22 protein-coding genes are annotated in these 24,878 nt (G+C 66.0%); 6 read left to right on the top strand and 16 right to left on the bottom strand.

All coding sequences use genetic code 11. The features are described from left to right. Positions 1-137: 137 nt before the first annotated feature. From HHL14_RS03235 to HHL14_RS03215, 5 genes are all read right to left on the bottom strand, one after another. Positions 138-941, bottom strand: a complete 804-nt coding sequence (locus HHL14_RS03235; RefSeq protein WP_169496116.1) for an alpha/beta fold hydrolase — start codon at positions 939-941, stop codon at positions 138-140. 357 nt (positions 942-1,298) lie between these two features. After that, positions 1,299-4,055 (bottom strand): DNA internalization-related competence protein ComEC/Rec2, encoded by a 2,757-nt coding sequence (locus tag HHL14_RS03230; RefSeq protein WP_169496115.1) that lies wholly within the window; start codon positions 4,053-4,055, stop codon positions 1,299-1,301. 122 nt (positions 4,056-4,177) lie between these two features. Continuing rightward, positions 4,178-4,966: a TatD family hydrolase gene (locus tag HHL14_RS03225; RefSeq protein ID WP_169496114.1), complete on the bottom strand. Its 789-nt coding sequence runs from the start codon at positions 4,964-4,966 to the stop codon at positions 4,178-4,180. A 293-nt stretch (positions 4,967-5,259) separates the two neighbouring features. Next, on the bottom strand, positions 5,260-5,976 hold the full coding sequence (gene lolD / locus HHL14_RS03220; RefSeq protein WP_407945252.1) for a lipoprotein-releasing ABC transporter ATP-binding protein LolD: 717 nt from the start codon (positions 5,974-5,976) through the stop codon (positions 5,260-5,262). A gap of 31 nt (positions 5,977-6,007) precedes the next feature. Next, positions 6,008-7,261 (bottom strand): lipoprotein-releasing ABC transporter permease subunit, encoded by a 1,254-nt coding sequence (locus HHL14_RS03215; RefSeq protein ID WP_169496112.1) that lies wholly within the window; start codon positions 7,259-7,261, stop codon positions 6,008-6,010. 344 nt (positions 7,262-7,605) lie between these two features. Here HHL14_RS03215 and HHL14_RS03210 point away from each other — a divergent pair, with 344 nt between their 5' ends. From HHL14_RS03210 to HHL14_RS03190, 5 genes are all read left to right on the top strand, one after another. Continuing rightward, entirely contained in the window at positions 7,606-8,826 is a 1,221-nt protein-coding gene (locus tag HHL14_RS03210; protein WP_169496111.1) for a regulator, read from the top strand. Positions 8,827-8,890: 64 nt separating this feature from the next. Beyond that, the gene (gene recJ / locus HHL14_RS03205) at positions 8,891-10,597 is read left to right on the top strand and encodes a single-stranded-DNA-specific exonuclease RecJ (RefSeq protein ID WP_169496110.1); all 1,707 of its coding nucleotides are present in this window, start codon (positions 8,891-8,893) and stop codon (positions 10,595-10,597) included. A gap of 110 nt (positions 10,598-10,707) precedes the next feature. Continuing rightward, a protein-coding gene (prfB, locus tag HHL14_RS03200) for a peptide chain release factor 2 (RefSeq protein ID WP_169496109.1) occupies positions 10,708-11,812 on the top strand; the annotation gives its coding sequence in 2 pieces (ribosomal slippage) (positions 10,708-10,788 and positions 10,790-11,812; 1,104 coding nt in all). A 130-nt stretch (positions 11,813-11,942) separates the two neighbouring features. After that, positions 11,943-13,487 carry a lysine--tRNA ligase gene (gene lysS / locus HHL14_RS03195; RefSeq protein ID WP_169496108.1) on the top strand — a complete coding sequence of 515 codons (1,545 nt, stop codon included), beginning with the start codon at positions 11,943-11,945 and terminating at the stop codon, positions 13,485-13,487. Positions 13,488-13,938: 451 nt separating this feature from the next. Further along, on the top strand, positions 13,939-14,679 hold the full coding sequence (locus HHL14_RS03190; protein ID WP_169496107.1) for a glycine zipper 2TM domain-containing protein: 741 nt from the start codon (positions 13,939-13,941) through the stop codon (positions 14,677-14,679). A gap of 118 nt (positions 14,680-14,797) precedes the next feature. On the opposite strand, the gene iscX is transcribed toward HHL14_RS03190, so the two are convergent. The 10 genes from iscX to HHL14_RS03140 form a co-directional block, all read right to left on the bottom strand. Continuing rightward, complete coding sequence (iscX, locus tag HHL14_RS03185) at positions 14,798-14,995, bottom strand: Fe-S cluster assembly protein IscX (protein WP_013588918.1); 198 nt, start codon at positions 14,993-14,995, stop codon at positions 14,798-14,800. A gap of 15 nt (positions 14,996-15,010) precedes the next feature. Then, positions 15,011-15,352, bottom strand: coding sequence for an ISC system 2Fe-2S type ferredoxin (fdx, locus tag HHL14_RS03180; RefSeq protein WP_169496106.1), 342 nt, complete (start codon positions 15,350-15,352; stop codon positions 15,011-15,013). 160 nt (positions 15,353-15,512) lie between these two features. Continuing rightward, on the bottom strand, positions 15,513-17,384 hold the full coding sequence (gene hscA / locus HHL14_RS03175) for a Fe-S protein assembly chaperone HscA (RefSeq protein ID WP_169496105.1): 1,872 nt from the start codon (positions 17,382-17,384) through the stop codon (positions 15,513-15,515). A 400-nt stretch (positions 17,385-17,784) separates the two neighbouring features. Next, positions 17,785-18,312 (bottom strand): Fe-S protein assembly co-chaperone HscB, encoded by a 528-nt coding sequence (gene hscB / locus HHL14_RS03170; protein ID WP_169496104.1) that lies wholly within the window; start codon positions 18,310-18,312, stop codon positions 17,785-17,787. A gap of 168 nt (positions 18,313-18,480) precedes the next feature. Continuing rightward, on the bottom strand, positions 18,481-18,804 hold the full coding sequence (gene iscA / locus HHL14_RS03165) for an iron-sulfur cluster assembly protein IscA (protein ID WP_169496103.1): 324 nt from the start codon (positions 18,802-18,804) through the stop codon (positions 18,481-18,483). Positions 18,805-18,879: 75 nt separating this feature from the next. Continuing rightward, positions 18,880-19,290, bottom strand: a complete 411-nt coding sequence (iscU, locus tag HHL14_RS03160; protein WP_169496102.1) for a Fe-S cluster assembly scaffold IscU — start codon at positions 19,288-19,290, stop codon at positions 18,880-18,882. An 82-nt stretch (positions 19,291-19,372) separates the two neighbouring features. Next, positions 19,373-20,596 carry an IscS subfamily cysteine desulfurase gene (locus tag HHL14_RS03155; protein ID WP_169496101.1) on the bottom strand — a complete coding sequence of 408 codons (1,224 nt, stop codon included), beginning with the start codon at positions 20,594-20,596 and terminating at the stop codon, positions 19,373-19,375. A 78-nt stretch (positions 20,597-20,674) separates the two neighbouring features. After that, positions 20,675-21,205 carry a Fe-S cluster assembly transcriptional regulator IscR gene (gene iscR / locus HHL14_RS03150; protein ID WP_169496100.1) on the bottom strand — a complete coding sequence of 177 codons (531 nt, stop codon included), beginning with the start codon at positions 21,203-21,205 and terminating at the stop codon, positions 20,675-20,677. Between the two features lie 242 nt (positions 21,206-21,447). Beyond that, a complete protein-coding gene (locus HHL14_RS03145; RefSeq protein ID WP_169496099.1) occupies positions 21,448-21,945 on the bottom strand; it encodes a low molecular weight protein-tyrosine-phosphatase in 498 nt (165 codons plus the stop codon). Between the two features lie 163 nt (positions 21,946-22,108). Further along, positions 22,109-22,345 carry a hypothetical protein gene (locus tag HHL14_RS03140; protein WP_169496098.1) on the bottom strand — a complete coding sequence of 79 codons (237 nt, stop codon included), beginning with the start codon at positions 22,343-22,345 and terminating at the stop codon, positions 22,109-22,111. Between the two features lie 287 nt (positions 22,346-22,632). Here HHL14_RS03140 and HHL14_RS03135 point away from each other — a divergent pair, with 287 nt between their 5' ends. Then, positions 22,633-23,172: a hypothetical protein gene (locus HHL14_RS03135; protein ID WP_169496097.1), complete on the top strand. Its 540-nt coding sequence runs from the start codon at positions 22,633-22,635 to the stop codon at positions 23,170-23,172. 187 nt (positions 23,173-23,359) lie between these two features. On the opposite strand, the gene HHL14_RS03130 is transcribed toward HHL14_RS03135, so the two are convergent. Further along, positions 23,360-24,775 (bottom strand): lactate utilization protein B, encoded by a 1,416-nt coding sequence (locus HHL14_RS03130; protein ID WP_169496096.1) that lies wholly within the window; start codon positions 24,773-24,775, stop codon positions 23,360-23,362. Positions 24,776-24,878: the final 103 nt, after the last annotated feature.

Raw genomic sequence — 24,878 nt, 5'->3', positions numbered from 1 at the left:
TCGCGGGAAAAACGGATTATACCGTAAAGGCTTGTCCCGACCCAGCAAAAAACGACCGACCACCACGCGCGCGGCTTCGCCTCGCATGACGCCCGCGCCGCGATTCAGAGATACGTGCGAGACGACGGAAAGCGCCGTCAGGCCGTCCGTTCGAGCTCGCGCAACATCCGCTGCACCGCGCGTGCGGTTTCGAGCGGCTTTTCCATCGGATACAGATGGCTGCCCTCAATCCACTCGACGTGGCCGCCGGTCGCACGGCGCGTCGCATCAAGGCCGGCCTGACGGATTTCCTTCGAGCGCGTACCGGCGATAAACCCGACCGGCACCGGCGCGCCGCGCGCGAGCCGCGCGCCGAGCGTATGCGGCAGCGTCCGGTAGATCTGATATTCGGTGCGGCGATCGAACGCGAGCGCGCGAGCGCCGTCGGGCGCGCTCTGCGGGATGCCAAAGTCGATATAGTCCGACAGCATGCGCTCGTCCCAGCGCGCGAACGCGGGCTTCGAGTGGAAGTGCCGCCACGCGTCGTCGCGGCTCGCCCATTGCGTGCGCCGCGTGCGCGTGGCCGCCGCCGGCGAAAGCCGCTCGTCGAGCCCGGTCCATTGCGACACGCGCAGCATACTGCTGCGCCAGCCGGCGATCACCGGCGAGTCGAGCATCACGACGCCCTTCACCCACTGCGGTTTTTTCAGCGCCGCCATCAACGACAGATAGCCACCGAGCGAATGCCCGACCAGCCACACAGGCCGCTCGTACGCACGGCCGATGTCGTCGAGCAGCTGTTCAACCAGATGCGGCCAGTCCTGGGTGACCGGAAAGCGCGGGTCGTGGCCGATGCGCTCGATCGATCGCACCTCGTAGTCGTCGGAGAGTTCGGCGAAGATGGTCCGGTAAGTCGAGGCCGGGAAACCGTTCGCATGCGAGAAATGGATGATGTTTTTCAACTGCGGCTATCTCCATGATGTTTTTGCGTGCGCGTGGCGGGCCTCTATTTACGCCGGCCGATGACGGACCTTTCCAAGGTTTTCGCGCAGTTTGCGAGAAAGCCTACAGGATCGGCGCGCAGTTTGGGCACGGAGCCCCAGGCGCTATATAGAGCGCTTGCACTAGCTGCGTGCGTGGCGCCCGCTTCGCTCACTCCGCCCGCCCCGCGCCGAAATGGACTGGGCCCGCCCGATAACGTGATTTTTCACGAGGACGGTAGAGTCGAGCACGACGACCGAATGACGACCGAATAATGGGCGGCACGCTCGAAATCGACGAGTATCGTCAGAACGCAAAGCGTGCGTCATTCATCCGCACTACGCCGGCTGATCCACCGTGCTATCCATCCAGTAGCGGCGCCGCGTATCGCGATAGCGCTCGAGCAGCACCGGCGCCTCGTGAGCGCCCGGATCGACGTCGACCCGCACCGCGCCGTCGCGATCGCTGCGCCCGAGTTCGATATGCCGGGCCACGTAGCGCGCGAACACGCCCGCATTCGGGTGATGAAAGCGGTTCTCGTAGCCCATCTGAAATAAGGCGACGGACGGCCCGATAGCGTCGAGAAACGGCTCGGTCGACGAGGTCCGGCTGCCGTGATGCGGCACGATCAGCACCTGCGCGCGCAACGCGTCGCGATCGCGCGCGAGCAGCACGCGCTCGGTCGGCGCCTCGATGTCGGCGGTCAGCAATGCGGCGACAGCCGGCGCGTCGTTCGCGCGGACCGAAGTGGCCGGCCCACGCACGGCGCTGGGCAAGGTCCGCACGCGGAGCACGCAGCAATGATCGTTCGGCTTGCCATGCAGCGGCCCCGGGTCCGGCCACAGCATCGAAAACTCGACGCCATCCCATTGCCAGCGCTGCCCCGCCGCGCACGGCAGCGTCTGTGCGCCGTGCCGCCGCGCGTTCGACCACAGCGGATGGTCCGCTTCGAGCCCGGCCACCATCTGCCGCACGCCGATCGCGTCGAGCACCGCGGGCACGCCGCCCGCGTGATCGGAATCGGAGTGACTGACGATCAGCGTATCGAGCGTCGTTACGCCTTGCGCCTGCAGGAACGGCACGACCACGCGCTCGCCCGCGTGAGTCGATTCCGGCCCGGGCCCCGCGTCGAACAGCAGCGCGTGATGCGCGGTTTGCACCAGCACCGAGGTGCCCTGCCCGACGTCGAGCGCGGTCAGGCGGAACGCGCCGGCGGGCGACGCCAGCGCGCCGTCGGCGCCCGGCATCAGCAACGGCAGCCAGGTCAGCGGCGCGGCCCAGCGCAACGGCCAGCCGCGCGGCGCGAGACACCAGAGCACGCCGAGCGCCGCCGCGGCGAGCGCCCATGCGTGCGGCTGCGGCAACCACCAGAGTGCCCAGTGCGGCCCCGACAACCATCGCAGGCCCGTCGCGAGACCGTCGAGCAACGTGTGCGCGGCGCGCCACGCGAATGCATCGAGCGGCGCGGGCAACGCGACGCCCGCCAGCACCGTCGGCGTGACCAGCAGGCTCACCCACGGAATCGCGAACGCATTCGCAAGCGGACCGAGCAGCGGAATCTGCGAGAACCAGTAGACGGTCAGCGGTGCGAGCGCGATCGTCACCGCGAACTGCACCTGCGCGGCACTGCGCAGCCGCTCGGCCAGCGCCCGTCCGCGACGCATCAGTCCGGCGCGCAATGCTTGCCATTTCGCTCCCGCCCCGCTCTGTTCATCGTCCGTGGCCGGTTCGCGCGAACCGCCAGCGCGCTCACGCGGACGTCCCGACATCGCAAACAGAATCGCGCCGACCGCGCCGAACGACAGCCAGAACCCCGCCGATACGACCGCCCACGGATCGATCAGCAGCACGAGCCCGAGCGCCCACGCGAACACCGTCGAGCGCGCCAGCTGGCGACCGCCGACAAACGCGAACGCGGCAAGCGCCGCCATCCATAGCGCGCGCTGCGCCGGCACGTTGAAGCCGGCAAGCGCGGCGTGCAACGCGGCAAACAGCGCACCGGCCGTCACACCGACGATCTGCGCGGGCAGCCGCAGCGGCCAGTTGCGACCGAGCCAGCCCGAGCGCCGCCATACCGTGGCTGCGAACCAGCCGGCCAGTCCCGCGACGAAGCCGATGTGCAGCCCCGAAATCGCCACCAGATGGCTGGTGCCGGTGCTGCGCATCAGTTGCCAGTCGGCGGCGCTGACCTCGTCCTGCGCGCCGATCGCCAACGCGACGACGATGCCGCGATGCGGCGCATCGGCGAGCACCGTATCGATCCGCGCGCGCAACACGGCGCGCCAGCGGTCGACCCGCACCCCGAGCCCGCCCGCGTGACCGGCCAGTCGCACCGCGCGTTCCGGCGCGCTCACATAGCCGCTCGCCCGCACGTTGCGCGCGAGCAGCGTCGCTTCGGCATCGCGCACGCCGAAGTTCGCGTTGCCGTGCGGACGCTTCAGCCGCACGGGCAAGCGCCAGCGCTCGCCGGGTTCGAGCGGCGGCGGCGGTGCGTCGCGGGTCATCCACGACAGCTGGATCACGCGCGGGAACGCGGCGAGTTGCGCGTCGTTCGCGTCGACTTCGAAGAGGAAGCGCGCGCCTTTGTCGTCACGCGACGGCAAACCCTTGATGCTGCCGACCACCTCGATATCGCGCCCCTCCCACGCGTGCGGCAGGCTCACCGCGAGACGTAGCTGTGCGCGCGCGGCCGCATAGCCGAAGCCGATGCAGCAAGCCGCGCAACCCACGGCCAACCAGCCGACGGCGCGTCGCACGCGGGCGTCGGGCCGTCTTTCGCGCATCGCCAGTCTTGCCTTCGACCACCGCTGCCACCTCAGCCAGCTCGCGCGGCCCGTCGCCCGCAACTTCATCGGCATGAGCCCGCTATAACCATTGCCCGCCCGCGCGCGGCGACCCTGCGAATCGGCAGCCGCCGATTGCACGCTCTCTCCCGCCGGCTGCTGCGCCGCCGCGTCGCGCAAGCCCCACACCGCGACGCCCAACGCCACGCATCCAGCCAGCAGCAACGCCCACCAGCCGCCCCCCTCCGGCAATGCTGCTTGCCGCTGCAGCCAGATCACCCCCAACGCAAACCCGCACCACACTGCCCGCATCCGCCCTCCGTGCCGCTGGCGCGAGACGCCATCACGCGCCGGCAAACGGGCAGTGCACAGACAACGGCAAACCCGCCGGGCGTGGAGTCGCCTAGCGCGAATCCCGTCGACCAACGAATCGATTATGCAGAGGAAAGGGCCAGTCGCGGCAGCGCGGCGAGCGCGTTAGCCGTTGTGCCTAGGGCCGCTGCGTCGGATGGGACACCCCGCAGTTCCGCGAGGCTCGCGCCGATCGCCGGAATCTGCTCGGGCGAATTGCGCTGCTTGTACATCCACGAGGGCGCGATGTCCGGCGCATCGGTTTCGACGACCAGCGCGTCGAACGGCAATTGCTCCGCGAGCCGACGAATCTGCCGCGCACGCTCGAAGGTCAGGTTGCCGCCGAAGCCCAGATGCAGCCCCTGATCGATGTACGCCTGCGCCTGCTGGAAGCTGCCGTTGAATGCATGCGCGATGCCGCGATGGATCTGATGCCGTCGTAGTCCCTTGATCACCTGATCCTGCGATTTACGCACGTGGCAAATGACCGGCAGATCGAATTCGCGCGCGAGCTGCAACTGGCCGTTGTAGAAGAACTGCTGGCGCACGTCGTCGAGCCCGTCGATGAAATAGTCGAGCCCGATCTCGCCGATGCCGACGAAGCGCGGATCGTCGAGACTCGCCTCGATCTCCATGCGCAGCAGGTCGAGATCGGCGTCGGCGGCGCCCGGCGTGAACAGCGGATGAATGCCGAGCGCGTACGCGCCGCCGTCGACGCGATGCGCCAGCTCGCGCACCGCCGCGAAATTCTGCCGCCCGATCGCCGGAATCACGATGCGCGACACCCCCGCGCGACGCGCCGAGGCCGCAACGGCGTCACGGTCGGCGTCGAACTCCGAGGCGTCGAGATGGCAGTGCGTGTCGATCCACATGGGCTGTCTCGCTGGCAATGGAAGCGGACTGAGGAAAGCGGAGCGCGGGCGGCTGGAAGATTCGCGGCGGGTGTGGCCGGCGTGGCGGATGCGGCAAACGTGGCGATTCGCAGCCGTCCGCACCACGACCACTCGCAACGCGCGTGCCGCTGCGCGCCTATGCTGCGTCTGCGGTGCGATTGCGGTCTGCGTCACCTGCGTCCGCAGCCCGGTTCACGGCTCGTGCCTACGCTTACCGCCACCCCCGCACTACGTCGACCGCCGCCTCAACCGCGCCAAACTCCCCGCCGACCTCAAACCGGTACCGGCGGCTCCTCGTACAGCACGCCGTCGCGCAATCGCATGATGCGGTCGCAACGCCCCGCCAGCTCCGGATCGTGCGTGACGATCACGAAGCTCGTCTCGAGCGTGCGCGACAGTTCGAGCATCAGATTGAACACGGTGTCGGCGGTGCCGCCGTCGAGGTTGCCGGTGGGCTCGTCGGCGAGCACGCAGGCGGGCTTCGTCACCAGCGCGCGCGCAATCGCGACGCGCTGCCGCTCGCCGCCCGACAACTCGCCCGGCCGATGCTTCGCGCGATGCCCCATGCCGACGCGCTCCAGTACCTGCAGCGCTTCGCGGCGCGCCGCTTCGGTCGTCATGCGGCGAATCCGCAGCGGCATCGCGACGTTATCGAGCGCGGAAAACTCCGGCAACAGATGGTGAAACTGATACACGAAACCGAGCGCGCGATTGCGCAGATCGTTGCGCTCGCGCTCGGAGAGTTGCGTGAACGGCTTGCCGAGCACCGACACCTGGCCCGCGCTCGGCTCGTCGAGACCGCCGAGCACATGCAGCAGTGTGCTCTTACCCGACCCCGACGCGCCGACGATCGCGAGCTTCTCGCCGCGTCGCACGGACAGTTGCGTGTTGTTGAGCACCTGCACGTTCAGGCCACCCTGCACGAACGATTTGGAAATGCCGGTGGCTTCGAGCACGTACGGATGCAACGCGGGGTCCTGAGCGGTCATGGATGAATCGGTAGAAGAATTGACGAGGCGGTCATTCATAGCGCAGCGCCTCCGCCGGACGGACTTTCGCACCGCGCCAGCTCGGATAGAGCGTCGCCAGCGCCGACAGCAGGAACGCGATGATGCCGATGCGCGCGACGTCGGCCGGAATCAGCTCGGACGGCAGCTCGCTGATGAAATACACGGACGGCGGCAGGAATTGCACGCCGAGCAGATGCTCGATCATCGGCACGAGCCACGGAATGCTCCACGCGATCAGGCAGCCGAGCGCGACGCCCGTCGCCGTGCCGATGAAGCCGATCGTCACGCCCTGCACGACGAAAATCTTCATGATCGAGCCGGGCTGCGCGCCGAGCGTGCGCAGAATCGCGATATCGGCCTGCTTGTTGGTCACCGTCATCACCAGCGACGACACCAGATTGAACGCCGCCACCGCGATGATCAGCGTGAGGATGATGAACATCATGCGTTTTTCGATCTGCACCGCCGAGAACCAGGTCTTGTTCTGCTGGGTCCAGTCGCGAATGTACAGATCGCCCGACAGGCTGCGCGCAAGCTGATGCGCGACTTCCGGCGCGCGCTGCATGTCGGTCAGGCGCAGCCGCACGCCGGTCGGCGCGGGCAGCCGGAACAGCGCCTGCGCGTCCTTGATGTTGATCAGCGCGAGCGTGCTGTCGTATTCGTAGTGCCCCGACTCGAAGATGCCGACCACCGTGAACTGCTTCAGGCGCGGCAGCATGCCGGCCGGCGTGATCGTGCCTTCGGGCGCGACCAGCGTGATCTTGTCGTTCATCTGCACGCCGAGATTGGCGGCGAGGTCGGCGCCGAGCACGATGCCGAAGTCGCCCGGCACGAGGTTGGTCAGCTTGCCGCCCTTCATTTCCTTGCCGATGTCGGACACTTCGGGCTCGAGCGTCGGTTCGACGCCGCGCAGCGCGACGCCGCTCACCGCGTCCTGACGCGTGAGCAGCGCCTGCGCCTCGACATAGGGCGCGGCGCCGATCACCTGCCTGTTCAGGCGCGCTTCGTTGGCCGTCAGTTGCCAGTCCGGCATCGAGCCGGTCGGCGAAAAGATTTCGACGTGCGCGAGCACCGACAGCATGCGGTCGCGCACCTCTTTCTGGAAGCCGTTCATCACCGACAGCACGACGATCAGCGCCGCGACGCCGAGCGCGATGCCCGACATCGACACCAGCGCGATGAACGAGATGAAGCCGTTACCGGTCGTGCGTTTGCTGGCGCGCGTGTAGCGCCAGCCAATCTGCCATTCGTAGGGAAATTTCAAGCGAATCCTTTTTGCGTCGTTCTGCGGCGATGTGCTGTGCGCGGCTGCTGTGAAACGTGAAGCGTCTGCCGCGCGGTCCGGGCGTCGTGATCGTTGGGCTCGCGGCAGTGCCGATCGTTCCGGTTGCGGGTCGGCTTGCCGTGGCCGCCTGTCACGGCCCGCTACTGCCCTCGGCTACCCGTCGACCGCCCTCCGGCTGCCCACCGCGATCAAGCGCGAAGTTTGCCATACATTCCGGCCGGCTCGCGCAAAGCCTCTGCCCCCGTCCCTCGCCGTCTCGCCGTCGGTCGACCCGTTGCCGCGCCGGCGCCTTCCGTCGAAATACTCGCACTCTTTGCCCTACAATGCGCAGCATCATGCCTGCCGACCGCCTCCACCTTCTGCTGCCCTTCGCGCTGCCTGCCGCAGCCGACGCCTCCACCGCCCTGCACGACATCCGCAGTCCCGCGCTCGACAAGCTGATCGCCCGCGCGACGCTGGTCGAACGCGTGATCGGCGAGGATTTTCAGCGCACGCTGCCGCACGAGCGCTGGGTCGCGCGACAGTTCGGCGCACTGCCCGAGAGCGCGCCGGCCGCCGCCGACGACGAAGCCCCGCTCGCGCCCTACATGCTGCGCGCCGACGGCGGCGAGCCCGGCGACGCGACGTGGGCCTGCGTGCAGCCGGTACACGTACGGATCGCGCACGATCACCTCGTGCTGATCGACCCGGCCGCGCTCGAACTGTCCGACGACGACGCCCGCACGCTGCTCGCGGTCGCGCGTCCGCTGATCGAGGAACTCGGCGTGCGCATCGAGGCGCCGCAGCCGACCCGCTGGTATCTGTCGAGCGACGCGTTCGGCACGCTCGCGGGCGCGTCGCCGCTGCGCGCGAGCGGTCGCAATATCGAAATCTGGCTGCCGCACGAAGCGCACTCCGGCGAGCGTTCGCGCGCGTGGATGAAGCTGCAGAACGAAATCCAGATGGCGTGGTTCGAGCACCCGGTCAACGAAGCACGCGAAGCGCGTGGACTGCCGGCCGTCAACTCGATCTGGTTTCACGCGCAGGGTGTCGCGCGAGCCGTGCGCAGTCCGTTCGCGCAGGTGCTGTCGGAGGCGGCCGCGACGCGCGGTCTCGCGCTGAGCGCCGGGGTCGCGACGGGCGCGCCACCCGCGTCGTTCGGCGAACTGGCCGCAGCGCGGCGCGGCGCGGTCCGCGGCAACGGCGGCGCGAATGGCGCACAGTCGGGCGCGACGGCACCGGCAAGCACAGCCGCCACGACGAACGCCACCACAAACCACATGGCAAACACGGCCTCGGCCGCCCATTCCGCCGGCACGCTGGTCGAACTCGATCCGTTCTCCGCGCCCTACATCGAACAGGACTGGGCGCGCTGGAACCAGGCGTTCGCAAAACTGCAGACCGACTGGTTCGAGCCCGCGCTCGCCGCGCTGCAAGCCGGCGAACTCGCCGAACTCTGCCTCACGCTGTGCGGCGACACCGGCTCGGTGACGCTCGCCGTCACGCGCGGCGACCTGCGCAAATTCTGGCGCCGGCGCGTGCTGGCCTCGCTGTTCATCGAATGACGCACTCCATGATGCCGCGCACGACCTGCCGCCCGCTCCCTCGAATCATCCACGGCCTTTTCGCATGACCCGAATCGTTACACGCCCCTGCTCCCCCGTCGACGCAGACGTGCTGACCCGCTGCGGCCTGCATCCGGTGCTCGCGCGCCTCTATGCGTCGCGCGGCGTGTGTCTGCCCGAAGACGTCGAAACCGGCCTCGCGCGGCTCGTGCCGCCCGCCGATCTGAAGGGCTGCGAGGACGCCGCCGCACTGCTCGCCGACGCGATCCAGCAAGGCCGCCGCATGCTGGTCGTGGCCGACTACGACTGCGACGGCGCGACCGCCTGCGCGGTTGCCGTGCGCGGGCTGCGAATGTTCGGCGGCCACATCGATTACCTCGTGCCGAACCGCATGGAGCACGGCTACGGGCTCACGCCGGACATCGTCGAGCTGGCGACGCGCAGCGCTTCGGGCAAGCCCGATCTGCTGATCACGGTCGACAACGGCATCGCGAGCGTCGACGGCGTCGCGGCGGCCAACGCGCTCGGCATCGACGTGCTCGTCACCGATCACCACCTGCCCGGCGACGAGCTGCCCGCCGCGCGCGCGATCGTCAATCCGAACCAGCCGGGCTGCACGTTCCCGAGCAAGTGCCTGGCCGGCGTCGGCGTAATGTTCTACGTGCTGCTGGCGTTGCGCGCGGAATTGCGCCACCGCGGCGCGTTCGGCGACGCGCTGCCCGAGCCGCGCCTCGACGGCCTGCTCGACCTGGTCGCGCTCGGCACGGTCGCCGACGTCGTCAAGCTCGACGGCAATAACCGCGTGCTGGTCGCGCAAGGCCTGCAGCGCATCCGCAAGGGGCGCATGCAGCCCGGCATCGCCGCGCTCTTTCGCGCCGCCGCGCGCGACGCGCGCAGCGCGTCCGGCTTCGACCTCGGCTTCGCGCTGGGCCCACGCCTGAACGCGGCGGGCCGGCTGTCGGACATGTCGCTCGGGATCGAATGCCTGACCACCGACGATGTCGGCCGCGCATGGGAACTCGCGCAGCAGCTCGACACGATGAACCGCGAGCGCCGCGAAATCGAGGCCGGCATGCAGCAGCAGGCGCTCGACGACCTGTCGACGGTCGATCCCGCCGGCGCGACCACGATCACGCTGTTCAATCCGGGCTGGCATCAGGGCGTGATCGGCATCGTCGCGGGACGGCTGAAGGAGAAGTTCAACCGCCCGTCGTTCACGTTCGCGCCCGCCGACGAAACCGGCGTGATGGTCAAGGGCTCGGGCCGCTCGATCGCGGGCTTCCATCTGCGCGACGCGCTCGATCTGATCTCGAAGCGCGAGCCGGACCTGATCGTCAAATTCGGAGGCCACGCGATGGCCGCGGGCCTGACGATCGCCGCCGCCGACGTGCCGTGCTTCACCGCCGCGTTCGAGGCGGTCGGCCGCGAATGGCTGTCCGCGGAAGCGCTCGCGCGCACGGTCGAGACCGACGGCGAACTCGAAGACGCGTATTTCACGCCGCAATTCGTCGAGATGCTCGACGCGGCCGTGTGGGGCCAGGGCTTTCCGGCGCCGGTGTTTTCGGGCGAGTTCGAAGTCGCGTCGCAGGCGCTCGTGAAGGACAAGCACCTGAAGCTGCAACTGCTGCGCGGCCGCCAGCGCTTCAACGCGATCTGGTTCAACCACACCGACACGCTGCCCGCGCGCACCACCGTCGCCTACCGGCTCGCGAGCGATACGTGGAACGGCGTATCGCGCGTGCAGCTGATCGTCGAGCATGCGCTGAGCTGATAAATCCTCGCAAAATCAACCGCAAACCCACGCCGGATCGCCCGCAAGGCTCCGGCCTGGCGTGCCGATCGGCTATAATTTCTGCTTTTTACGCAGAATAGAAGATCGACATGGAAGCGGAACGTCTCAACGCGATCGAAGCCTCTCTGGCCGACCTGCGCAAGCGCGCGGACGACCTACGGGGGTATCTTTGACTACGACGACAAAGCACTACGTCTAATCGAAGTCAACCGGGAACTCGAAGACCCGGACGTCTGGAACGATGCGAAGCACGCCCAGGCACTCGGTAAGGAAAAGAAGCTGCTCGACGACACGGTCGGCAAGCTGACGTCGATCACCAACGACGTGAACGATGCGCAAGACCTGTTCGACATGGCGCGCGAAGAAGCCGACGACGAAACGCTGCTTGCCTGCGAGGCCGACGCCCAGGGCATCGAAGCGCGCGTCGCCGACATGGAATTCCGCCGGATGTTCGCGAACCCGGCCGACCCGAACAACGCGTTCCTCGACATCCAGGCCGGCGCTGGCGGCACCGAAGCGTGCGACTGGGCGTCGATGCTGCTGCGCCAGTATCTGCGCTATTGCGAGCGCAAGGGCTTCAAGACCGAAGTGCTCGAGCAGACCGAAGGCGACGTCGCCGGCATCAAGAACGCGACGATCAAGATCGAAGGCGAATACGCGTACGGCTTTTTGCGTACCGAAACCGGCGTGCACCGCCTCGTGCGCAAGTCGCCGTTCGATTCGTCGGGCGGTCGCCATACGTCGTTCTCGTCGGTGTTCGTGTACCCGGAAATCGACGACTCGATCGAAGTGGACATCAACCCGGCCGATCTGCGCATCGACACGTACCGCGCTTCCGGCGCGGGCGGTCAGCACATCAACAAGACCGACTCCGCGGTGCGTATCACGCACATGCCGTCGGGCATCGTCGTGCAGTGCCAGAACGACCGCTCGCAGCACCGCAACCGCGCCGAAGCGATGGCGATGCTGAAATCGCGCCTGTACGAAGCGGAAATCCGCAAGCGTCAGGCCGAGCAGGACAAGCTCGAAGCCGGCAAGACCGATGTGGGCTGGGGTCACCAGATCCGCTCGTACGTGCTGGACAACAGCCGCATCAAGGATTTGCGTACCAACGTCGAAATCAGCAACACGAAGAGCGTGCTCGACGGCGATCTCGATCCGTTCATCAGCGCGAGCCTGAAACAGGGCGTGTAAGCGCAACCGGCGCGGCCCACTGCGGCCGCGCCGCCGTTTTTTGCCTCTTGTTTGACCGCCTGAGGTTTTTACACTGACTGGCTTCCCGCGTCCGGCGCACGCCGCCGCGGACCACCGAATACCACACATCATGACCGAACCGACCCAGCCGAATACCGCGCCCGTCGCCGCTGTCGCGCCCGAAGCGGACGACAACAAGATCATCGCCGAGCGCCGCGAAAAGCTGCGCGAGCTGCGTGAGCAAGGCGTCGCCTATCCGAACGATTTCCGTCCCACGCACCACGCGGAAGACCTGCAGCAGCAGTACGAGCACGCCGACAAGGAAGCGCTCGAAGCGAATCCGCTCGAAGTCGCGATCGCCGGCCGCATGATGCTCAAGCGCGTGATGGGCAAGGCGAGCTTCGCGACCGTGCGCGACGGTTCGGGTCAGATCCAGTTCTTCATCACGCCGGCCGACGTCGGTCAGGACACCTACGACGCATTCAAGAAGTGGGACATGGGCGACATCGTCGCCGCGCGCGGCGTGCTGTTCCGCACCAACAAGGGCGAGCTGTCGGTGCGCTGTACCGAGCTGCGTCTGCTGTCGAAGTCGCTGCGCCCGCTGCCGGACAAGTTCCACGGTCTCGCCGACCAGGAAATGAAGTACCGCCAGCGCTACGTCGACCTGATCGTCACGCCGGAAACGCGCCGCACGTTCGTCGCGCGAACCAAGGCGATCGCGTCGGTGCGCAACTTCATGGCCCAGGCCGACTTCATGGAAGTCGAAACGCCGATGCTGCACCCGATCCCGGGCGGCGCGGCGGCCAAGCCCTTCACCACCCATCACAACGCGCTCGACATGCAGATGTTCCTGCGGATCGCGCCGGAGCTGTACCTGAAGCGGCTGGTGGTCGGCGGCTTCGAGCGCGTGTTCGAGATCAACCGTAATTTCCGCAACGAGGGCGTGTCCGTGCGCCACAACCCGGAATTCACGATGATCGAGTTCTACGCGGCCTACACCGACTACAAGTGGCTGATGGACTTCACCGAGCAACTGATCCGCCAGGCGGCGATCGACGCGCTCGGCACTGCCACGATCACCTATCAGGGTCGCGAGCTCGATCTGGCCAAGCCGTTCCATCGCCTGACGATCACCCAGGCGATCCAGAAATACGCGCCGCAATACACGAACGAACAGCTCGCCGATGCCACGTCCCTGCGCGCCGAGTTGAAGAAGTTCGGCGTCGATGCGTCGCAGCCGCAGTTCCTGAACGCGGGCGTCGGTTCGCTGCAACTGGCGCTGTTCGAAGAGACCGCCGAGTCGCAATTGTGGGAGCCGACCTACATCATCGACTACCCGATCGAAGTGTCGCCGCTCGCGCGCGCGTCGGACAAGGTGGCAGGCATCACCGAGCGTTTCGAGCTGTTCATCACCGGCCGCGAAATCGCCAACGGCTTCTCGGAGCTGAACGATCCGGAAGATCAGGCCGCGCGCTTCAAGAAGCAGGTCGACCAGAAGGACGCCGGCGACGAGGAAGCGATGTTCTACGACGCCGACTACATCCGTGCGCTCGAATACGGGATGCCGCCGGCCGGCGGTTGCGGTATCGGCATCGACCGTCTGGTGATGATGCTGACCGACAGCCCGAGCATCCGCGACGTGATCCTGTTCCCGCATCTGCGTCGCGAGGATTGAGCGAAGCTCGCTTTGAATCTCGCTGAGTGCGCCGCCGAGCGTTGCGCCGTGTGTGCGACGCGATGTTTGCGCAACGCTTCTGAAAAACGCCCGGTTATGCCGGGCGTTTTTTATTGCGCGGCTTTCCTGCACGGCAATGGCGCACGCAGCGATTAGCCGGCGGCGATGCGCCGGGCAGGACCGTTTTCTGCTTCGAAGGGTTTGTAACCAGGGGTAAAAGCTGCCCTATCGCGTGCACGCCGCTCCGACGAATGAAGATTTCGAATCGTGCGGACGACGCGAGGCGCGCCGCGCGGATGCCCCAAAGGCATACGGCCACGCCCATCGCGCCTGCACGACCGCTCGCGTGGGCACTAGTTACAAATTGAAACGCTGGCCGGATCGAATTGCCGGACACTCGATTTCGCAAGATCTCGTAAGCAATCGGCTCTGTCAGAAACGGAGGCCCAACATGAGCAATCCGATAGATCACCCGACTCAACCCACGCAACAACGTCGTCTTCATCCGTTGATCGCGGTCGCCGCCGGCGCGGTGCTGATCGCGAGTCTGGTCGCGACCGCGGCCATCACCGGCGTGTTCCCGAAGGCGTCGAGCAATAGCGCGCAGGACGATCAGACGCAGGCCGCGCAGATTGCGACCGCGCCGCAAGCGGGCGTCGTCGATTCGGCCGCGCCGGTGAATCCGTCGAATCCGTCGATGCAACCGCAAGCGTCCCAGCAACAGGCAGAGGCGCCCGCGCCGTCCGTCCCCGTCCCTGCCCCGACGCGGCAACCACAATACGCACAGCAACAGCAGGCGCAAGCCGCACCGCAGTACGCGCAACAACCAGCGCAGCAGCCGACACCGCAAGCCGCCTACTGCTCGACCTGCGGCACGGTCGTCGCGATTTCGGCGGTGCATCAGGAAGGTCACGGCACGGGGATCGGCGCGGTCGGTGGAGCGGTCGCCGGTGGCGTGGTCGGCAATCAGTTCGGCGCCGGCGGCGGCCGCACGGCCATGACACTGCTCGGCGCGCTCGGCGGCGGTCTCGCCGGCAACTCGGTCGAAAAACATCTGCGCAGCTCGACGTCGTATTCGGTACGCGTGCGGATGGAAAACGGCCACACGCGCTATTTCACCTATCACGAAGCGCCGCCGTTCCGCGACGGCCAACGCGTGCGGATAGAAAACGGCGGCCTGATCGCGGACTAAGGTCGAGGTCAGCGCGGCACGCGCGGCATCTTTCTTCACGGCAATGAAAAAAGGCGATTCCATTGGAATCGCCTTTTCTTTGGAGCCTGGCATTCAGCACACGGGCCCGAGTACGCGCTCAATAATCCGCGTCTTCGATCCACGCCGCCTGAATCGCTTCGAGGATCTTCTCGTTCGAGCGGTTCGGGTCGTCGTCGAAGCCTTCGAGCTCGGTCACCCAGCGATGCAGGTCGGTGAACCGCACCTGCTGCGGATCGACGTCCTGATGCTTGTCCGTCAGAGCCATCGCGATGTCTTGCGTATCGGTCCACTTCATGGCTGCGCCCTCCTGTTAGTGGTTTTCCTTCGCGTGATTGATCGAGTAACGCGGAATTTCGACGACCAGATCCTGCTCGTCCGGCACGATCGCCTGACACGACAGACGTGAAGCCGGTTCGAGCCCCCACGCCTTGTCCAGCAGATCGTCCTCGTCTTCCTCGGATGGCGTCAAGGCGGCGAAACCCTCACGCACGATCACGTGACAGGTCGTGCACGCGCACGACTTCTCGCACGCGTGCTCGATTTCGATACCGTGTTCGAGCAGGCTGTCGCAGATGCTCTTGCCGGGAACGGCGTCGATCACCGCGCCGTCCGGGCACAGTTCGACGTGAGGCAGCACAACGATTTGAGGCATACAGTTTCCGTTTGGGTCTGAGGCACGGTGGCTGCCGGCTAGGCCGCGTGCAGGCTCCGTACCATTTTACTGGCGCCGTGCGGAGTTTTTAAGTCCGCGCGGCGCGCTCCGGTTGTTCAGTTCATCGACATGAGCGCATGGCCATGCCAGTGCGCATCGTTCAGATCTCGTCGAGCTTGCGGCCCGACAGCGCGCGCCGAATGCCCTTGTTCATGCGGCGCGCGGCGAATTCGTCGGTGCCTTCGGCGAGCGTTTTCGTCGCCGCTTCGATCGCGCCGGCGTCCTCGCTTTGGGCGACCTCGCGCAGCGCGGCGAGCAGCGCGTCGAGCGCCGCGCGTTCGCTGTCGTCGAGCAGTTCGGCGTCGGCAGCCAACGCCGCCTCGGTCGCCTCGACGAGACGCCGTGCCTCGACCTGCGCTTCACGCAACGCCCGCGCCCGCATGTCGACTTCGGCGGTCGAGAAGCTGTCTTCGAGCATGCGCGCGATGTCGTCGTCGGCAAGGCCATAGGACGGCTTCACCACCACCGATGCCTCGACGCCCGAGCCCAGCTCGCGCGCGAACACCGACAGCAGACCGTCCGCGTCGACCTGATAGGTCACGCGAATGCGCGCGGCGCCCGCGGCCATCGGCGGAATGCCGCGCAGCTCGAAGCGCGCGAGCGAGCGGCAATCGCTGACCAGTTCGCGCTCGCCTTGCACGACGTGAATCGCCATCGCGGTCTGGCCGTCCTTGAAGGTCGTGAAATCCTGCGCGCGCGCGACCGGAATCGTCGAGTTGCGCGGGATGATCTTCTCGGTGAGACCGCCCATCGTCTCGACGCCGAGCGACAGCGGGATCACGTCGAGCAGCAGCCATTCGTCGCCGTCCGCGCCACGGTTGCCCGCGAGCAGATCGGCCTGGACCGCGGCACCCAGCGCGACCACCTGATCGGGATCGAGATTGACCAGCGGCGGCTGGCCGAAGAACGCCTCGACCGCGCGGCGGATCACCGGCATGCGCGTCGCGCCGCCGACCAGCACGACGCCCTTGATCTCTTTGGTCGTGACCTTCGCATCGCGCAGCGCTTTCTTCGTCGGGCCCAGCGTGCGCTGCACCAGCGCGGCGGTGAGGGTCTCGAAGGTGGCTTCGTCGATCGCCTGGTCGAGCGTGGCGCCATTCGACAGCGTCACCTTGAACGCCGCTTGCGGTGCGCTCGACAACGCCTCCTTGGCGTCGCGCACGCTATCGAGCAGCAGACGCACGTCCTGCGGCGCGAGCGTCTGCGGCGCGATGCCGGCCTGTTCGAGCACGTGGCGATACAGCGCGTGATCGAAATCGTCGCCGCCGAGCGCGGAGTCGCCGCCCGCCGCGAGCACTTCGAACACACCCTGGGTGAGCTTCAGGATCGACAGGTCGAAGGTGCCGCCGCCGAGGTCGTAGACCGCGTAGAGGCCTTCGGCGCTGTTGTCGAGACCGTAGGCGATCGCGGCCGCGGTCGGCTCGTTCAGCAGACGCAGCACGTTCAGGCCCGCGAGGCGCGCGGCGTCCTTGGTCGCCTGACGCTGCGCTTCGTCGAAATAGGCGGGCACCGTGATGACCGCGCCGACCAGTTCGTCGCCGAGCGTGTCTTCGGCGCGCTGGCGCAGCGTCGCGAGAATTTCGGCCGACACCTCGACCGGGCTCTTCACGCCGTCGACGGTGCGGATCTGCACCATGCCGGGCGCGTCGACGAAATCGTACGGCGCGTTTTCGGCGCCTTCGACCTCGGCCTTGCCACGCCCCATGAAGCGCTTGACCGACACGATCGTGTTGCGCGGATCGCTGGCCGCCTCGGCCTTCGCGCGACGACCGATGCGACGGCCGCCCTGCTCCAGGTAGCGCACCACCGACGGCAGCAGCGCGTGCCCGTCTTCGTCGGGCAGCACGTCGGGCACGCCGCTGCGCACGGCGGCAACGAGGGAGTTGGTGGTGCCGAGATCGATACCGACCGCCAGACGCCGCTGGTGAGGCGCCGGCGCCATGCCGGGTTCGGAGATTTGCAGTAAGGCCATCTGGATCTTCTCGGGGACGTTGTGCCCCGTCCTGAATATTCGCGTTGCTGGGGAATGATGCCGCGGCGCTCTGCCGCCATGTCGCGCTGGTTCTTCGCTATTGCTTCGCGGGTTTCTGCTGGTTTCTGCTGGTTTCTGCTGGTTTCTGCTGGTTGTTGCTGCTTGTTGCTGTGTTCTGCGTTTTCCGTTGAGTCCTGCGTTTTCCTGGCTGTTGCTGCTTGCCGTTGCCGCCGCGTTGCTATCGGCTTGCGCCTTGTTTGCTACCGCGTTGCCATCGGCTTGCTGCTTTGCCGCCGCGCGGCCATCGCGCTCGCGCTGTCGCCGCCTGCGATCGCCGCGCCGCGCGTTCCGACCGGCTTCCGCCGAACGGCACCACAACGCGCACCGCCCGAAAATCGCGTCAATCTTCGAGCCGCTCGATCTGCGCGCCAATTTCCGACGCGACCCGCTCGATGAACATCAACTGCCGCACCGCTTCGCCCGCCGCCTGATTCGCGCCGCTGTCGAGCGATGCGCCGAGCTTGTCGAAACGCCGGCGCTCTTCGTCGCGCAACTCGCCGAGCAGCACGTCGAGCGCGTCGACGTTCTTCGCCGCCGCCGCGTCTTCGATGCTCTCGCGCCATTCCATCTGCTGCATCAGGAACGCCGGCTCCATCGCCGTGTTGTTCTCCGCGCCGACGTCGATGCCGCGCAGCGACAGCAGGTAGGTCGCGCGCTTGAGCGGATCGCGCAGCGTCTGATACGCCTCGTTCGCGCGCGTCGCCCATTGCATCGCGATGCGTTTCTGCGCGTCGCCGGCCGCCGCGAAGCGGTCCGGATGCACCTGTGCCTGCACGGTGCGGTAGGCGTGATCTAGCGCGCTCGCGTCGAGCGCGAATTGCGCCGGCAGATCGAACAGGTCGAAGTGGCTGTCGTTCAGCGAGGCCATCGGATGAAAAGTCCGTTGATGAAAACGCACCGGAGTGCGGGTCTAAAAAACGCGGTCTGCAAAGCGCGCGGCCGATTCCGGATTCCGGCTGGACCGATTGCGCTCGCGGATCAAATTAAAAAGGCGGCCCGCGCCGCCTTTGATCCGCCGTACGCGGAAAGTACCGAACTAGACGCGGAACGACTCGCCGCAGCCGCATTCGTCCTTCACGTTCGGGTTATTGAACTTGAAGCCTTCGTTCAGCCCTTCGCGCGCGAAGTCGAGTTCGGTGCCGTCGATATACGCGAGGCTCTTCGGATCGACGACGACCTTCACGCCGCTCGTCTCGAATACCTGGTCTTCGGGCGCGAGTTCGTCCACGTACTCGAGCTTGTAGGCCAGCCCGGAGCAGCCCGTGGTGCGCACGCCGACGCGCAGGCCGATGCCCTTGCCACGACGGATCAGATATTTCTGGACGTGCTGTGCTGCCTTTTCGGTCAACGTAATTGCCATAGCGTTTCTCAGTTGCGCAATGCGCGCGGCGCGCTCGATCGCGCCGCGCTTACCGGTCGTGCCAGTTCCAGTGACTCAGGCGGCCTTGCCGTCTTCGGCAACCGCTTCGCCATGGCGCTGCTTGTAGTCGGCAACCGCGGCCTTGATCGCGTCTTCCGCGAGGATCGAGCAGTGGATCTTCACCGGCGGCAGTGCCAGTTCTTCGGCGATCTGGGTGTTCTTGATCGACATGGCCTGATCGAGCGTCTTGCCCTTCACCCATTCGGTGACGAGCGAGCTCGACGCGATCGCCGAGCCGCAGCCGTAGGTCTTGAACTTCGCGTCTTCGATGATGCCGTCCGCGCCGACGCGGATCTGCAGCTTCATCACGTCGCCGCAAGCCGGTGCACCGACCATGCCGGTGCCGACCGCGTCGTCGTCCTTCGCGAAGGAACCGACGTTGCGCGGGTTTTCGTAGTGGTCGAGGACCTTGTCGCTATAAGCCATGATTACACTCCTTGATTCGTTTCAACCTGCAATCCGATGAACGTACGCGGTTCGATAAATTCGACAGCGTCCAGCTGGCGCGTCAGTGCGCGGCCCACTGGATCGTCGAAATATCGATCCCGTCCTTGTGCATTTCCCACAGCGGCGACAGATCGCGCAGCTTGGAAATTTTCGTCTTCAGCAGGTTGATCACGTAGTCGACATCCTGCTCGGTCGTAAAGCGGCCGACCGTGAAGCGGATCGAGCTGTGCGCGAGTTCGTCGTTGCGACCGAGCGCGCGCAGCACGTACGACGGCTCCAGCGACGCCGACGTGCACGCCGAACCCGACGACACCGCGACGTCCTTCACCGCCATGATCAGCGATTCGCCTTCGACGAAATTGAAGCTGATGTTCAGGTTGTGCGGCACACGCTTTTCCATGTCGCCGTTCACATACACTTCTTCGATTTCCGACAGGCCATTCAGCAAACGGTCGCGCAGCATGCGCACGCGTTCGTTTTCAGTAGCCATTTCTTCACGCGCGATCCGGAACGCTTCGCCCATACCGACGATCTGGTGCGTGGCCAGCGTGCCCGAACGCATGCCGCGCTCGTGACCGCCGCCGTGCATCTGCGCTTCGATACGGATACGCGGCTTGCGACGCACGTACAGCGCGCCGATGCCCTTCGGGCCGTAGGTCTTGTGCGCCGAGAACGACATCAGATCGACCTTCTGCTTCTGCAGGTCGATGGCGATCTTGCCGGTGGCCTGCGCCGCGTCGACGTGGAAAATGATGCCTTTTTCACGGGTGATTTCGCCGATCGCGTCGATGTCCTGAATCACGCCGATCTCGTTGTTCACCGACATCACCGACACCAGGATCGTGTCCGGGCGCAGCGCGGCCTTGAACTTCTCGAGGTCGATCAGGCCGTCGTCCTTGACGTCCAGATAGGTGACTTCGAAGCCTTCGCGCTCGAGCTCGCGGCAGGTGTCCAGCACGGCCTTGTGCTCGGTCTTCACCGTGATGATGTGCTTGCCCTTGCTCTTGTAGAAGTGCGCGGCGCCCTTCAGCGCCAGGTTGTCCGACTCCGTCGCGCCCGAAGTCCAGATGATTTCGCGCGGATCGGCGTTCACCAGCGCGGCGACCTGCTCGCGCGCTTCCTCGACCGCGCGCTCGGCGTCCCAGCCGTAGGCGTGGCTGCGCGAAGCCGGGTTGCCGAACTGCTCGCGCAGATACGGAATCATCTTGTCCACCACACGCGGATCGATCGGCGTCGTGGCGCTGTAGTCCATGTAGATGGGCAGATGGAGAGAGTCGTTATTCATCAATTGCTCCGGGGACGTCATGTGCTATGGCTTCTGGATTCTGTATCGGGCAGCGGCTTTTTCTATTTCGTACCGCGCTCAGGAACCGGCCATGTTGAAAACGGAATTGGGCCCTTTCGGCGCGACGCGGACGGGCTCGACCGCCGGTGCGTCGCTGCGCCTGTCGCGCAACACCGCCGGCGCGCCTTCGCGCGAACGCTGCTGGTCGACCAGGTCTTTCAGCGAGACCGAATCGAGGTATTCGACCATTTTCTGGTTCAGCGTCGACCACAGCTCGTGGGTCATGCAATGGCCGTCGTGCTGCTTGGTGCCTTCGCAGGTGCCCTTGCCGCCGCATTGGGTGGCGTCGAGCGGCTCGTCGACCGCGATGATGATGTCGGCCACCGTCACGTCTTCCGCGCGGCGCGCGAGATTGTAGCCACCGCCCGGTCCGCGCACGGACTCGACGATTTCATGACGGCGCAATTTGCCGAACAGCTGCTCGAGATACGACAGGGAGATATGTTGGCGCTGGCTGATACCCGCAAGCGTCACCGGGCCCTGCTCCTGGCGCAACGCCAGGTCGATCATCGCCGTGACGGCGAAACGGCCTTTCGTGGTGAGTCTCATATGGTGTGGGAACCGCAATTCTCGACAAGTTTTGTCAAGTATAAATACATGAGCGATTTAGTCAAGTATGGCGAACGCGATTTGTGTCATTTGCTTAATTGGCCGCCATACTTTTTGGGGCCTGATTTTGAGGCTTGGAGCGAGGCTTGAGCGCCTCGTCCCGGACCTGGCGCAACCTTGCTGCAGCCGCCAAATCTGGCCCCAGAATGCAGCCGCCGATTTGCCCTACTCCTTACGCGGATCTACGCGAGCAATTGCGGACGCAGCGCGGCGATCAGGCCACGACACGCCGCCTCGCACTGATCGAGCACCTGCTCGAAGCCTTCCGCACCGCCGAAATACGGATCGACGACTTCGCGCGCGCCGCTCCAGCGGCCGTCCGTCTCCGGCACGAACTCCATCAGCAGACGGATCTTGTCGCGCTGCCCGGGCGGGCAAATCTGATGCAGTGCCGCGACGTTGCGATCGTCCATCGCGATCAGCAGATCGAAGCGCTCGAAGTCCGCCGCCGCAATCTGGCGGCCGCGCAATGCACCCAGCTCATAGCCGCGCTGGCGCGCCGCGTGCTGCGCACGGTCGTCGGGGGGCGCGCCGATGTGCCAATCGCCGGTGCCGGCCGAATCGAGCAGAATGCGCTCCGCGAGCTTCGCTTCGTCGACGAGATGACGCATGACGCCCTCCGCCGTCGGCGAACGACAGATATTCCCGAGGCAGACGAAACAGATGGACACAGTTTTCATCGGGGATTCAGCGCGTCGGCAGCGCCGCGTAGAGGTCGGCACGACAGTGTGCGGATTGCGCCGCGATTATACAAACCTCGACGGATTCCCGCCGGGCGTGGTACTGACACGCAGGCACCGCGCCCCGCCTTTGCAGGGCGCCGATGCGTGCATGCCCATCGGCTTACGACGCTTCCGGCACCGGCATCGCGGCACCGCCGCGCATCGGCTTGGCCGGCGAAGTCGACGCGTCGTCGATCATGCCGTACGACACGGCGCGCGCGAGTTCGGCGGTCAGATGATTGGCGTCGAGCGTCTGCGACGCGCGCGAAGCAACGTGGTTGTTGATGTGCAAATAGGCGAATGCGGCGAGCGGCACAACAATGGCGAGGGGCCAGTACACCGATATTGTCTTTTTCATGATGTGTTTTCCGAGTAAGGGCGCATGAGCTTGTGACCCACTATGCCCAGTCGAAATGCTATAGGAATTCACAATCAGGAAAAACCCAGCCCCGCGAGATAGATCGTTGCCGTAAGTGGAATAGTCAATTGACCGTCATTTCGCGGAACTCTCTAGCCCGCTGGCACGAAAAAGAAATCCTTACAAACGAATACAAAGCTGCCGACACGGACGGCGATAATGATGGTCTTATTCTTACATCCGCATTTCTTTGCGCTTGCATCAGGTACTACAAAGGTTCACCAGAAATGAAACGCTTCGCACCTCTCGCTGGCCTCGTGGTCGCCGCCCTGCTCGGCGGCTGCGCGGTCTATCCGGACGGCACGCCGATGTACAGCAACGGCTACGGCGCCTATAACGGCTACGACGGTTATGACGGCTATGGGTATGCCCCCGGTGCCGCGGTCGTGCCGCAAGCCAACGTCTATCTCGGCTATGGCAATTACGGGCCGGGACGCTACTACGGACCGGGCCCGGGTTATCGCGGCTATCCGGACCGGGGTCGTCCGAACGATAACGACTGGCGCCGCGGCGACCGCGGCAATCGTGGCGACGACCGAGGCGGCCCGGGACAACAACGCGGCGGGCCGCCGCCCCAAGGCGCGGCGGGCGGGCCGCACGGCCCCGGTGGCGCCAGCGGCGGTGGTGGCGGTGGTGGCCCACGCCCCGGCGCAGGCGGGCCTCCGCCCGCTCAACCGCAAGCTGGTGGTGGAGGCGGCGGTGGCGGACGGAACAGCGCGTGGGTGAGAAATGCGCCTTCGCGTCAACCGGGACAGACTGAACACTGAAGACTGACGGACGCGAAAAGAACAGGTAGTGACGCGGCAGGCACGCGTCACTAGCACCGAGTCGTTCGCGCCTGCCTATGCGTTGCGCTAGTCAGGCGGTCCAGTCATCCATCACGCGCCCCGCTTCCTGCTCTGCCGGCTACACGCCCGCGCAGCCGTCTAAACGACTCATCTTCTCACCGCCCACTCAGCCAATATGGCTGCGCTGCGCGGCATACAACTCCCGGAACGTGCGCCCAACCGGCGCCGGCATATCGCGCGTATTGGTCCAGCCCGCGCCAGCGAGCGGCAGTTTGGCGATCGAGCGACGACGCCCGCCCATACGCTCCAGCACCCGCACCGCCAGCTTGGTGACGAGCGCATAGGCATCCGGGTGCAGCGCAAACCACCCCCACACCGCCAGCCCCGCGCGTTCCCGCCATGGCCGCAAACGTCGCTCCATCTGCTTCTCGCGCAGCTTGCGCAGCAGATCCGACAGCGGAATACCGACCGGACACACGCTATTGCACTCCCCGCACAGCGTCGCCGCCTGTGGCAGATCGAGCGCCTTGTCGATACCGACGTAGCTTGGCGTCAGCACCGAGCCCATCGGCCCCGGATAAACCCAACCATACGCATGGCCGCCGACCTTCTGATACACCGGACAATGGTTCATGCAGGCGCCGCAGCGAATACAGCGCAGCATCTCCTGAAAGTCGCCGCCGATCAGCCCGGTGCGCCCGCCGTCGACGAGCACCACGTACATATGCTCGGGCCCATCCTGATCGCCCGCGCCACGCGGTCCGGTCAGCATCGAAAAATAGTTCGAGGTAGCCTGGCCGGTCGCCGAGCGCGGCAGGAGACGCATCGCGGTCGCGAGATCCTCGAGCGTCGGCAGTACTTTTTCGATGCCGGTGACGGCCACATGCACGCGCGGCATCACCGTACACATGCCCTCGTTGCCCTCGTTCGTCACAACGACGACCGAGCCCGTTTCCGCGACGATGAAGTTGCCGCCCGTCACGCCCATGTCCGCGCTCAGGAAATGCGGCCGCAGCATCTCGCGCGCCTCGCGCGTCATGTCGGGAATCTCGGTCAGACGCGGCCGGCCGTGTGTCTTCGCGAACAGATCGGCGATCTCGTCCTTATCCTTGTGCACGACCGGCGCGATGATGTGACTCGGCGGCTCGTTGTCGTTGATCTGCAGGATGTACTCGCCGAGATCGGTTTCGATCGACTGCACGCCCATCTGCCCGAGCACTTCGTTCAGGCGCATTTCCTCGGTGACCATCGACTTGGTCTTGATCACCTTCTTCACGTCGTGCTTGCGCGCGATGTCGCCGATCAGCCGCGCCGCCTCCGCCGTGGTCTCGGCGAACAGCACCGTCACGCCGCGCCGGGTCGCCTCGCGCTCGAAGGTTTCGAGCCAGACGTCGAGATTGTCGAGCGCGCGGTTGCGGCGCTCCTTCAGCGCGGCGCGCGTCGCCGGAAAGTCGATCGCAGTCATCGCGCTCGCGCGCGCCGAGACGAACTTGGTGGACAGCTTGGTCAGGTTCTGCTGCAGGCGCTGGTCGGCCAGCTTCTGACCGGCGCGCGCCTTGAACTGCATCGATTGGATCTGCATAACGACCTTGACGAAATCGGATCGGACGCGCGGCGCGAATCCGCGCTCGCCGCAACGCATAAGGGGTCGAAGGAACGCGCCGCGATGACAGCCGGCGTTCCTT

Origin of the sequence: Paraburkholderia antibiotica, from assembly GCF_012927125.1 — a bacterium.
In the GTDB taxonomy this organism is placed as follows: Bacteria; Pseudomonadota; Gammaproteobacteria; order Burkholderiales; family Burkholderiaceae; genus Paraburkholderia; species Paraburkholderia antibiotica.
This window is presented reverse-complemented; position numbering and strand designations above follow the sequence as displayed.